The organism is Kitasatospora sp. NPDC051705 (genome assembly GCF_044453265.1).
Taxonomy (GTDB): domain Bacteria; phylum Actinomycetota; class Actinomycetes; order Streptomycetales; family Streptomycetaceae; genus Kitasatospora.
Genome location: NZ_JBITCO010000002.1, coordinates 410,884 through 422,518, shown reverse-complemented (window position 1 = coordinate 422,518; position 11,635 = coordinate 410,884). Strand labels below are relative to the sequence as shown.

7 protein-coding genes and 1 riboswitch are annotated in these 11,635 nt (G+C 74.4%); of the genes, 3 read left to right on the top strand and 4 right to left on the bottom strand.

The genetic code is table 11. The features are described 5' to 3' along the window. Positions 1–57: 57 nt before the first annotated feature. Positions 58–143: riboswitch (cobalamin riboswitch) on the top strand. Positions 144–546: 403 nt separating this feature from the next. Both cobN and lnt read left to right on the top strand, forming a co-directional pair. Continuing rightward, positions 547–4,161, top strand: coding sequence for a cobaltochelatase subunit CobN (gene cobN, locus ACIA8Q_RS04420; protein ID WP_396316741.1), 3,615 nt, complete (start codon positions 547–549; stop codon positions 4,159–4,161). 247 nt (positions 4,162–4,408) lie between these two features. Further along, a complete protein-coding gene (gene lnt / locus ACIA8Q_RS04415; protein ID WP_396316740.1) occupies positions 4,409–5,992 on the top strand; it encodes an apolipoprotein N-acyltransferase in 1,584 nt (527 codons plus the stop codon). A 173-nt stretch (positions 5,993–6,165) separates the two neighbouring features. On the opposite strand, the gene ACIA8Q_RS04410 is transcribed toward lnt, so the two are convergent. From ACIA8Q_RS04410 to gdhA, 4 genes are all read right to left on the bottom strand, one after another. Further along, complete coding sequence (locus ACIA8Q_RS04410; protein WP_360210654.1) at positions 6,166–6,930, bottom strand: VOC family protein; 765 nt, start codon at positions 6,928–6,930, stop codon at positions 6,166–6,168. 69 nt (positions 6,931–6,999) lie between these two features. Next, positions 7,000–7,908 carry an NADP-dependent oxidoreductase gene (locus ACIA8Q_RS04405; protein ID WP_360210652.1) on the bottom strand — a complete coding sequence of 303 codons (909 nt, stop codon included), beginning with the start codon at positions 7,906–7,908 and terminating at the stop codon, positions 7,000–7,002. 259 nt (positions 7,909–8,167) lie between these two features. Then, positions 8,168–9,043 (bottom strand): AraC family transcriptional regulator, encoded by an 876-nt coding sequence (locus tag ACIA8Q_RS04400; RefSeq protein ID WP_360210650.1) that lies wholly within the window; start codon positions 9,041–9,043, stop codon positions 8,168–8,170. A gap of 131 nt (positions 9,044–9,174) precedes the next feature. Continuing rightward, the gene (gdhA, locus tag ACIA8Q_RS04395) at positions 9,175–10,563 is read right to left on the bottom strand and encodes an NADP-specific glutamate dehydrogenase (protein WP_360210648.1); all 1,389 of its coding nucleotides are present in this window, start codon (positions 10,561–10,563) and stop codon (positions 9,175–9,177) included. Positions 10,564–10,949: 386 nt separating this feature from the next. On the opposite strand from gdhA, the gene ribA reads away from it, so the two are divergent. Then, positions 10,950–11,579: a GTP cyclohydrolase II gene (gene ribA / locus ACIA8Q_RS04390; RefSeq protein ID WP_396316739.1), complete on the top strand. Its 630-nt coding sequence runs from the start codon at positions 10,950–10,952 to the stop codon at positions 11,577–11,579. Positions 11,580–11,635: the final 56 nt, after the last annotated feature.

The window sequence follows — 11,635 nt, the reverse complement described above, 5'->3', positions numbered from 1 at the left end:
GTACGATGCTCGCGGGCGGTCCCAGCGGGCCGTCCGAACGCCAGCGACGGCGCAGGGGAGGAAACCGGTGCAAGCCCGGTGCGGTCCCGCCACTGTGACCGCGGTTCACCGGGACACCGGGCGGCCGCGGGAGCCAGGAACTCCTGCCGTCCTCCACCGGCCCGGGGCGCGGACCCCGAGGAAGGCAGAAATGCACCAGCGCTGTCGCATGCCCGCGCACGCGTCGGCAGGCGGTCCACGCCCGCACGCGTCCCCGGGCGGCCTCCGTCGACCCGGCCCGCGGCCGGCCCCCGGGCACCCGCACCCGCACCCGCACCCGCGGTCGACGCCCGCCGCCGACCCGCCCGCCGGGCGGTGCCCCCGCACTCCGGTACCCGCCACGGCACCCGCCGCCCGTCACCCCGGGCGCGCCCACCGGGCCGGCCCGGCCCACCGCACCCTCCGTGACGGCCGCGCCCGTCACGTCAGCCACGCCTGTCACTCGTCACTTTCAACGCCGGCGCGCCCTTCGGCTCGGGGCGGCTCCGAGGCCGGGAGGGCCTTCGCATGATCCTGCTGCTGTCGACCTCCGACACCGACCTGCTCAGCGCCCGCGCCAGCGAGGGCCCCGTTCCGTTCCGGCTCGGCAACCCGGCCCGGCTCACCCCCGAGGAGCTGCCCGCCCTGCTGGAGGGCACCGACCTCGTGGTGGTCCGTCTGCTCGGCGGCCGCCGCGCCTGGCAGGAGGGCCTGGACTCGCTGCTCGCCGGCCCCCGCCCGGTCATCGTGCTGACCGGCGAACAGGCGCCCGACGCCCAGCTGATGGAGCTGTCCACCGTCCCGGCCGGCATCGCCGCCGAGGCGCACGCCTACCTCGCCCACGGCGGCGCCGGCAACCTGGCCGAGCTCGGCGCCTTCCTCTCCGACACCGTGCTGCTCACCGGCCACGGCTTCGCCCCGCCCGCCTCCGCGCCCGCCTGGGGCCCGCTGGAGCGCGAGGCCCGCGACGGCGACGGCCCGACCGTCGCCGTGCTCTACTACCGGGCCCACCACATGAGCGGCAACACCGCCTTCGTCGAGACGCTCTGCCGGGCGATCGAGGACCGCGGCGCCCGGGCGCGCGCCTACTACTGCGCCTCGCTGCGCGGCGCCGAGCCCGAGCTGCTGGCCGCGCTCGGCGAGGCCGACGCGATCGTCACCACCGTGCTCGCCGCCGGCGGCACCCGCCCGGCCGACGCCCAGGCCGGCGGCGACGAGGAGGCCTGGGACGCCGGAGCGCTCGCCGCGCTGGACCGCCCGATCCTGCAGGCGCTCTGCCTGACCTGGTCGCGCGCCCAGTGGGAGGCCAGCGACGACGGCCTCTCCCCGCTGGACACCGCCACCCAGATCGCGGTGCCGGAGTTCGACGGCCGCCTGATCAGCGTCCCCTTCTCCTTCAAGGAGCTGGACGAGGACGGCCTGACCGTCTACGCCGCCGACCCGGAGCGCGCCGCCCGGGTGGCCGGCACCGCCGTCCGGCACGCCGCGCTGCGGCACGTCCCGGCGGCCGAGCGCCGCCTGGCGCTGGTGCTGTCCGCGTACCCGACCAAGCACGCCCGGGTCGGCAACGCCGTCGGCCTGGACACCCCGGCCAGCGCCGTGCGACTGCTGCACCGGCTGCGCGAGGAGGGCATGGACCTCGGGAACGAGCTGCCCGGCCTGGACGACGGCGCCGAGGAGGGGCACGAGGGCGACGCGATCATCCACGCCCTGATCGCGGCCGGCGGCTACGACCAGGACTGGCTCACCGAGGACCAGCTGGCCCGCAACCCGGTGCGCATCCCGGCCGCCGACTACCGCCGCTGGTACGCCACGCTGCCGCAGGCGCTGCGCGAGCAGGTCGAGGAGCACTGGGGCCCCGCCCCCGGCGAGCTGTACGTCGACCGCTCGCAGAACCCGGACGGCGACATCGTGCTGGCCGCGATCCGCTCCGGGAACCTGCTGGTGCTCATCCAGCCGCCGCGCGGCTTCGGCGAGAACCCGGTCGCCATCTACCACGACCCGGACCTGCCGCCGAGCCACCACTACCTGGCCGCCTACCGCTGGATCGAGGCCGCCCAGGCCGACGGCGGCTTCGGCGCGCACGCCGTCATCCACCTCGGCAAGCACGGCAACCTGGAGTGGCTGCCCGGCAAGACCGCCGCGCTGTCCGCCGAGTGCGGCCCGGACGCCGTCCTCGGCGACCTGCCGCTGATCTACCCGTTCCTGGTCAACGACCCGGGCGAGGGCACCCAGGCCAAGCGCCGGGCCCACGCCACCCTCGTCGACCACCTGGTGCCGCCGATGGCCCGCGCCGACTCCTACGGCGACATCGCCCGGCTGGAGCAGCTGCTCGACGAGCACTCCAACATCGCCGCCATGGACCCGGCCAAGCTGCCCGCGATCCGCGCCCAGATCTGGACGCTCATCCAGGCCGCCAAGCTGGACCACGACCTCGGCCTGGACGAGCGCCCCGAGGACGACGGCTTCGACGACTTCCTGCTGCACGTCGACGGCTGGCTCTGCGAGATCAAGGACGCCCAGATCCGCGACGGCCTGCACGTCCTCGGCCAGGCGCCGGCCGGCACCGACCGGGTCAACATCGTGCTCGCCATCCTCCGCGCCCGCCAGATCTGGGGCGGTGTCAGCGCGCTGCCCGGTCTGCGCGAGGCGCTGGGCCTGGACGAGGCCGCGCTGACCCTCGGCGCCACCGACGCGGCCGAGGCCAAGGCCCGCGCGCTGGTCGAGGCGATGGAGGAGCAGGACTGGGCGGTCGAGGCGGTGGAGAAGGTCGCCGCCGGGCTGCCGGAGGCCGTCGGCGAGGTGCTGACCTTCGCCGCCACCCAGGTGGTGCCGCGCCTGGCCGCCACCACCGACGAACTGGACGCCGTGCTGCACGCGCTGCAGGGCGGCTTCGTCCCCGCCGGTCCGTCCGGCTCCCCGCTGCGCGGCCTGGTCAACGTGCTGCCGACCGGCCGCAACTTCTACTCCGTCGACCCCAAGGCCGTCCCCAGCAAGCTCGCCTGGGAGACCGGGCAGGCGCTCGCCGCCTCGCTGGTCGAGCGGTACACCGCCGACAACGACGGCGCCTACCCGCCCTCCGTCGGCCTCTCGCTCTGGGGTACCAGCGCGATGCGCACCGCCGGCGACGACATCGCCGAGGCCTTCGCCCTGCTCGGCGTCCGGCCGGTCTGGGACGACGCCTCGCGCCGGGTCACCGGTCTGGAGCCGATCTCCCCGGAGGAGCTGGGCCGCCCGCGCATCGACGTGACGCTGCGCATCTCCGGCTTCTTCCGCGACGCCTTCCCGCACGTCGTCGCCCTGCTGGACGACGCCGTGCGCCTGGCCGCCGCCCAGGAGGAGCCCGCGGAGCAGAACTTCGTGCGCGCCCACGTCCAGGCGGACGTGGCCGTGCACGGCGACGAGCGCAAGGCCACCGTCCGCGTGTTCGGCTCCCGCCCCGGCACCTACGGCGCCGGCCTGCTCCAGCTGATCGACAGCCGGGACTGGCGCACCGACGCCGACCTCGCCGAGGTGTACACGGTCTGGGGCGGCTACGCGTACGGGCGCGGCCTGGACGGCCGGCCCGCCCGCGAGGAGATGGAGACCGCCTACAAGCGGATCACCGTCGCCGCCAAGAACACCGACACCCGCGAGCACGACATCGCCGACTCGGACGACTACTTCCAGTACCACGGCGGCATGGTGGCCACCGTCCGGGCGCTCACCGGCAAGGCGCCGACCGCCTACATCGGCGACTCGACCCGCCCGGAGACGGTCCGCACCCGGACGCTGACCGAGGAGGCCGCCCGCGTCTTCCGCGCCCGCGTGGTCAACCCGCGCTGGATCGAGGCGATGCGCCGCCACGGGTACAAGGGCGCGTTCGAGATGGCCGCGACCGTGGACTACCTGTTCGGCTACGACGCCACCACCGGCGTGGTCGCGGACTGGATGTACGAGAAGCTCACCCAGGAGTACGTGCTCGACCCGGTCAACCGGGAGTTCCTGGCCGGCGCCAACCCGTGGGCGCTGCACGGGATCAGCGAGCGGCTGCTGGAGGCGGCGAGCCGCGGGCTGTGGGAGCAGCCGGACCCGGAGCTGATCGAGCAGCTGCAGGCCGCGTTCCTGGAGACGGAGGGGGACCTGGAGGGCGACGAGGGCTGAGTCGGCCGGGGCGGGGCGGGCGGCCACCGGGCGGCGGACCTCCGGCGTCCTTCGGCGACCGTCCGCAGGGCGGCCGGCCTGCGGACGGTTGGCGGACGGTTGGCGGACTTCCGACCGGCGTCGCGCCACCGGGCTTCCCCGCCACCGGACTTCGCACGGCAGGAGTCCGCGCCACCGGTGTCCCATTAGCCCGTTCGGGTGACAGGAATACTGGTGGCGCGCTCCGTCCGAGCGGACAATACGGGGCATGTCCCGCCGCCCCGCGCCCCCCAGCCCCGCCCCGCGCACGCCGCACCCCGGGCACAGCGTCCACCGGCACGCCCCGGAGCGGCCTCGCAGACCACACCGCTACCGCGCCCGGTTCGGCGCACTGGCCGCCGGGGCGGTGCCGGTCCTGGCGTTCCCCGCGCCCGGGCAGGCGTGGCTGGCGTGGATCGCGCTCGTCCCCGGGCTGCTGCTGATGCAACGGGCCCCCGACGGACGGGAGGCGGCGGTGCGCGGCTGGTGGTTCGGGGCCGGGTTCATCCTGACGGCCATGTACTGGCTGATCCCCTCCATCGGGCCGGGACTGCCGGTGCTGGCCGTGCTGGTCGGGGCGCTGCAGGGCGCCGTCGGCTACGCCGTGCACCGGCTGCTGCACCCGCCGTTGACCGCCCGTCGGGCGCTGCTCGCCCTCGTCGTCGTCCCCGCGGTGTGGGTGGCCACCGAGTACGCGCGGTCCTGGCACGCCCTCGGCGGGCCGTGGGCGCTGCTCGGCGCGACCCAGTGGCAGCACCCGGCGATCCTCGGACTGGCCTCGGCCGGCGGGATCTGGCTGGTCAGCGCCGCGGTGGCGGCCGTCAACACCGGGGTGCTGATCGTGCTGACCGCCGCGCAGTGGCGCCCGCGCGCGCTGGCGGCGCTGGCCACCGTCCTGGTGCTGGCCGCCGGACCGCTGCTGTTCGCGCTGCGCGACGCCCCCGCCCGGACCGGGGCCGTCACCGTGGCACTGATCCAGCCCGGCGTCGTAGAGGATCCGCAGGCCCGCTTCGAGGCCGGCGCCCGGGACACCGCGGCCCTCGGCGGCCACCCGGTGGACCTCGTCGTCTGGGGCGAGAGCAGCACCACCGCCGACCTCGACCGCGACCCGGCCGCCCTCGACCGGCTGCGCGGCCTCGCCGCCGCCACCGGCGCCCCGGTCATCGCCGGGGAGGACGCCCGCAAGGCGGACGGGCGGATCTCCAAGGACGCGGTGCTGGTCTCCCCGGCGGGTGTGGTGGACCGCTACCGCAAGATCCGGCTGGTGCCGTTCGGCGAGTACATCCCGCTGCGGCCGCTGCTCGGCTGGATCGCCGGGGTCAGTCGCGCGGCCGGCGAGAATCGGGCCCCCGGCACCGCCTTCCACCTGCTGCCCGCCACCGACCGGACGGGCGCCCCACTGCCGGTCGGCGCGCTGATCTGCTTCGAGTCCGCCTTCCCCGACATGGCCCGCACGGCCGCGCGGGACGGCGCCCGGATGCTCGTCTACCAGTCCTCGACCTCGACCTTCCAGGACACCTGGGCACCCGAGCAGCACGTCTCCCTCGCGGCGATCCGGGCCGCCGAGACCGGCCGGCCGGCCGTGCAGGCCTCGCTGACCGGCGTGTCGGCGGCCTTCGACGCCCAGGGGCGGGAACTCGCCCGGCTCGGCACCGACGGCACCGGTGCGCTGACCGTCCGGGTGCCGCTCACCGAGCCCGGGACGCTGACCTGGTACGACCGGGTCGGCGACGTGGTGCCGGCGGCAGCGCTGCTGGTCACGGCGGCGGCCGCGGTGGGCGTGTGGCGCTCCTCTCCCCGGCGGCGCCGGTAGGCCCTGAGCCGCCGGTGAACCGGGCCGCCCCGGTGGGCGCCGGGCCTCCGGCGAGCCCGGCGCCGCCTGGGCGCCCGGCGCGCGGGGCGGTGCGCGGTACGGCCGCCCCGCGCGCCCGTCCGGGCCTAGGAGCCGAATCGACCCTAGGAGCCGAATCGGCCCTCGGGGCCGGCTTAGCCCTCGGTGCCGGCCAGGTAGACCCCGAACGCCGCGCCCTGCGGATCGCGCAGCACCGCGATCCGCGGGCCCTCCGGTACGTCGGTGGCGGGCATCAGCACGTCCGCGCCGAGGCCGCTCGCCCGGGTGACGGTGTTGTCGACGTCCGCGACCGAGAAGTACGGCAGCCAGTGCGGCGGCACCTCCGGCGGGAAGCGGTCGTCCATCACCAGCATGCCGCCGAAGTCCCCACCGTGCACGCCCCATTGGGTGTACTGGTCGGAGCGGCTCACGGACCAGCCGAACACCTCCGGGTAGAACGCCGCGGAGGTCACCGGATCGCGGGTGAGCAGCTCCACCCAGCCGAGCGCACCGGGCTCGTTGAGCACCCCGGCGCCCTGGAAGGCGCGGGCCTGCCAGAGCGAGAAGACCGCCCCGGACGGGTCCGCTGCCACCGCGAACCGGCCCAGGTCGAACACCTCGGCCGGCTCCATCAGGACCCGGCCGCCCGCGTCCTTGACCAGGGCGACGACGACGTCGGTGTCGGGCACGGCGAAGGACACCGTCCAGGCGGTGGGCTGGTCCGGCGTGAACAGCGGGGTGAGTCCGGCGGCCGGGGCGTCGCCGAGGAACATCTGGGTGTAGCCGCCGGCCTCGGGCCGGGGGTCGGTCTCGGCACGCCAGCCGAACAGCTCGCGGTAGAAGGCCTTGGCGGCGGCCGGGTCCGAGGTGCCCAGCTCGACCCAGCAGGGGCCGTCCATGGTCACTGAATTCTGCTTCATGGCCTCTACTCTCGACTCTCTCTGAACGTTCTTCGACGGGATCTGATGAATCGTCACGAATCTTGTGTTTCAAGCGATTTCAAGAACGACCTTGCCCCGGGCGTGCCCGGATTCGACGGCGGAGACCGCCTCGACCGCCCGGTCCAGCGGATAGCGGCCGGTGACGTGCGGGTCCAGCTCGCCGGCGGCGACCAGGGCGGCCAGATCGGCGAGGGTCTCCGGGGTGGTCGAGCGGGTGACGTAACGGCCGCCGAGCTCCGCGACGGTGACCGGGTCGGCCGTACTGACCAGCTCCACCCGGCCCTTGAGCGGGCCGGCGGCCTCCCGGAGGGCGACACCGCCGACCAGGTCCAGGACGCCGTCGACGCCGTCGGGCGCGGCAGCGGCGATCCGCTCGGCGACACCCTCGCCGTAGCGCACCTGGACCGCACCGAGGGACTCCACGTGCTGCCGGTTGGCGTCGCTCGCCGTGCCGATGACGGTCAGGCCGCGACTGCGGGCGATCTGGGCGGCCGCGCTGCCGACGCCACCGGCGATGCCGAGGATGAGCACAGTCCGGCCCGCCCCGAGGCCGAGGTCGCGCACGGCGTCGTCCGCCGTGGCCACCGAGACGGACAGTACGGCGGCCCGGTCGAAGCCGACGCCGCCGGGTTTGAGCGCGCTCGCGTCGGCGCGCAGCAGCGTCTGCTCGGCGAACGCGCCGGCGGCCGCGAGGCCGAACACCTCGTCGCCGGGGGTGAACCCGGTGACGCCCGGGCCGACCTGTTGCACCACCCCGGAGGCCTCCTGGCCCATGACGGCCGGAAGGGTCCGCTCCCGGCCGAGCAGGCCGCGGCGGATCTTCCAGTCCACCGGGTTCACGCCCGCGGCGCGGACCGCGATCGCCAGCTGTCCGGGGCCGGCCTCCAGGACCGGGCGCTCCATGAACTCCTGTGTCTCCGGCCCGCCGTAGTCGACGAAGCCGAACGCCTTGGCCATCGCTGATCCCCTTCCTCGGTCGCGGCTCCTGCTCCCCCGGGGCCCCAGGCCAGCATGCGGGGACGGGCGGGGCGGGGGCGGGCGCTGGTGGGCCGAACGGGGGCCGCGGGTGCGAGCCGGGGGCAGGGGCCGAGAGGGCGAACAGATGACAGCGGACAGATAACAGATTTCGAAATCTGTCATCTGTCCGCTGTCTGCTGTCATCTGTTACCTGTTATCCGTCGGCTGTCGGCCGACCCGCACCCGCACCCGCCGGCCGTCAGCTCCGTACGGCCCGGGCCACGGGGATCCACAGCTCCGCCTCGGCGTCGGGCGACCCCGGGACGAAACGGGTCTGCAGGATCTCCGGGCCCGGCCGGGCCTCGTACGGGTTGGACGGGAACCACTGCGCGGCCACGTCCCCCCACATCTCCTGCAGGGCCTGCGGGAACGGCCCGCTGTTGGTGAACACGGCCCACATCCCGGCCGGGACGTGCAGGACGTCCAGGTCGTCCGGGACGACGGCGTCCTCGCGCGCCACCACCGCGTGCCAGTAGTCGAGTTCGGAGCCCTCCTCCCGGTTGGCGGAGAAGTCGTCGCTCACCGACACGATGCCGACCGGATCCCGGCCGGTGAGCTCCGCGATCCGCTCGACGGTGTCCTTGCCGAGCCCCCTGATGAACTCGGCGATCCCCGGGTTGACGCCCTGGTAGATCAGGGTGACCCGGGCCTTCCTGCCGACGATCCGGAAGTCCGGCTTCTCGACGATCCGGTATTCCATGCTGCTGCTTCCCTCCACGACGAGTCGGAAGGACATCCGGGGCTGGGAGGTGAGCACCGCACCGCTGCGCCGGGCCTCGCCGGGGCCGACCCCGTGCATCGCCCGGAAGGCCCGGGCGAACGCCTCGCCCGAGGTGTAGCCGTACCTGACCGCGATGTCGAGCAACGTCCTTTCGCCGTCGAGGACTTCCGCCCCGGCGACGGTGAGTCGCCGACGGCGGACGTACTCCGACAGCGGCATCCCGGCGAGCATCGAGAACAGCCGCCGGAAGTGGTACTCCGACGTCATCGCGATCCGCGCCAGGGCGGCCACGTCGATCTCGCGGTCCAGGTTCCGGTCGATCTCGTCCATCGCCCGGTTGAGGTGTTCGAGCACTCCTGCCCCCGTCCTTCCCTTGCTGATCTCCACCGTAGGAAGGACCCACCCTGCCGTACCCGACGATCGGTGCCCGCTCCGGTCGGGTACGGCAGGACCCGACCGGAGCGGCAGCAGTGCGGCGGGGTGGCTCAGACCAGGCCCTGGGCCAGCATCGCGTCCGCGACCAGCTCGAAGCCGGCGATGTTGGCGCCCACCACGTAGTCGCCCGGGTGGCCGTAGCGCTCGGCGGTGGTGAAGCAGGAGTCGTGGATGTGCTTCATGATCCCGGCGAGCCGCTCCTCCGTGGCGGCGAAGGTCCAGGAGTCGCGCGACGCGTTCTGCTGCATCTCCAGCGCGCTGGTCGCCACGCCGCCCGCGTTGGCCGCCTTGCCGGGGCCGAAGGCCACTCCGGCCGCCTGGAACACCCGCACCGCCTCCGGCGTGGTGGGCATGTTGGCGCCCTCGGCGACCGCCTGCACGCCGTTGCGGACCAGGGCCAGCGCGTCCGCCTCGGTCAGCTCGTTCTGGGTGGCGCAGGGCAGCGCGACGTCGCAGGGCACGCTCCACACGCCCGGGCCCTCGACGAACCGGACGTGCCCGCCGCGCAGCCGGGCGTAGTCGGCGACACGGCCGCGCCGGACCTCCTTGACCTCCTTGAGCAGGTCGAGGTCGATGCCCTTCTCGTCCACCACGTAGCCGGAGGAATCGGAGCAGGTGAGCACCGTCGCGCCGAGCTGCTGGGCCTTCTCGATGGCGTAGACGGCCACGTTGCCGGAGCCGGAGACGGCGACCCGCCGCCCGTCCAGGCCCTCGCCGCGGCTGCGCAGCATCTCGGCGGTGAACATCACGCAGCCGTAGCCGGTCGCCTCGGTCCGGACCTGTGCGCCGCCCCAGCCGAGGCCCTTGCCGGTGAGGACGCCGCTCTCGTAACGGTTGGTGATCCGCTTGTACTGGCCGAAGAGGTAGCCGATCTCCCGGCCGCCGACGCCGATGTCCCCCGCCGGGACGTCGGTGTGCTCGCCCAGGTGGCGGTGCAGCTCGGTCATGAAGGACTGGCAGAACCGCATGATCTCGGCGTCCGAGCGGCCCTTGGGGTCGAAGTCGGAGCCGCCCTTGCCGCCGCCGATGGCGAGCCCGGTGAGCGCGTTCTTGAAGATCTGCTCGAAGCCCAGGAACTTGACGATGCCGAGGTTCACGGAGGCGTGGAAGCGCAGCCCGCCCTTGTAGGGGCCGAGGGCGCTGCTGAACTCGACCCGGAAGCCGCGGTTGACGTGGACGGCGCCGGAGTCGTCCGTCCACGGCACCCGGAACATGAGCTGCCGCTCGGGTTCGCAGATCCGCTCGATGATCCGGGCGTCGACGAGCTCGGGGCGCTGGGCGAGGACCGGGCCGAGGGTCTCCAGGACCTCGTGGACGGCCTGGTGGAACTCCGCTTCGCCCCTGTTCCGGCGGACGACCTCCGCGTAGAGCGCCTCGATGACGCGCTGTTCGGCGTCGAAGGGGTGCGGGGAGGCGGCGGCGTGAGGGTTGGTGGGCATCAGATCAGGACCTTCCGTGGTCGTCGGTGGTCGTGCGCGAGGCGTTCCCGTGCCCAGGAAACGGGGGAAGTCTCGCAGTGTCCAGGACCCGGCTCCCGGGACATCCACATGCTGAAACCCCCTCACCTCGAGGACCGTACGATCCGGCAGCGCCCTCGGGTCCGCATGGAGCCCGGCTGAACCCCCGCGTCCGGGAAGGGCTCACGCCGACGGGAACGGGTCGCGAACAGGTCGGGAACAGGTGGGGCGCGGGCGCTGTTGTGCGCCTGCGTGCACCCGGTGGGCACGGACGGCACCCAGTTGTTCAAATTGGAACGACCGAGTACGGTCGACACCCGGCTCACCCGGAGCCGCCCGGTCCACCCCTCATCGACGGAGGCCCACCCATGCCGCAGCCCGGCCCCGCCACGGTGCGCTCGCGCGTGCGCATCCCGCTCTCCTTCCCCGACGGCTACCGCGCCGAGGCGGAGGTCTTCACCTTCCACGGCCTCGCCGACGGCGCCGAGCACCTGGCGCTCGCGTTCGGCGAGGTGCCGGAAGGCGGCACCCCGCTGGTGCGCCTGCACTCGGAGTGCCTGACCGGGGACGTCTTCGGCTCCGACCGCTGCGACTGCGGCCCGCAGCTGCGCGAGTCCGTCGAGCGGATCGCCGAGGCGGGCGGGTTCCTGCTGTACCTGCGGCAGGAGGGCCGGGGCATCGGCCTCTACAACAAGCTCGACGCCTACGCCCTGCAGGACTCCGGCCTGGACACCTACGACGCCAACACCGCGCTCGGCCTGCCCGAGGACGGCCGTGACTACACCGCGGCGGCCCAGATGCTCACCGCGCTCGGCGCCGCCACCGTCGACCTGCTGAGCAACAACCCGGACAAGGCCGCCCAGCTGGCCGACCTCGGCGTCACCGTCCGGCACCGGGTGCCGACCGGCGTGCACCAGAACGCCAGCAACGTCCGCTACCTGCGGGCCAAGGCGGAGCGGACCGGGCACTCGATCGAGCTCTCCCTGCTGGTCGGCTGAGCCCGCGGCCCCGCCCGGGCCCCCCCCCCCCCGCGGCGCCCCCGGGGGGGGCGGGG

What these genes read in the sequence shown, in the direction of transcription:
- cobN (WP_396316741.1), top strand. Translation starts at nt 547, where the DNA reads ATGATCCTGCTGCTGTCGACCTCCGACACCGACCTGCTCAGCGCCCGC.
- lnt (WP_396316740.1), top strand. Translation starts at nt 4,409, where the DNA reads ATGTCCCGCCGCCCCGCGCCCCCCAGCCCCGCCCCGCGCACGCCGCAC.
- ACIA8Q_RS04410 (WP_360210654.1), bottom strand. Translation starts at nt 6,930, where the DNA reads ATGAAGCAGAATTCAGTGACCATGGACGGCCCCTGCTGGGTCGAGCTG.
- ACIA8Q_RS04405 (WP_360210652.1), bottom strand. Translation starts at nt 7,908, where the DNA reads ATGGCCAAGGCGTTCGGCTTCGTCGACTACGGCGGGCCGGAGACACAG.
- gdhA (WP_360210648.1), bottom strand. Translation starts at nt 10,563, where the DNA reads ATGCCCACCAACCCTCACGCCGCCGCCTCCCCGCACCCCTTCGACGCC.
- ribA (WP_396316739.1), top strand. Translation starts at nt 10,950, where the DNA reads ATGCCGCAGCCCGGCCCCGCCACGGTGCGCTCGCGCGTGCGCATCCCG.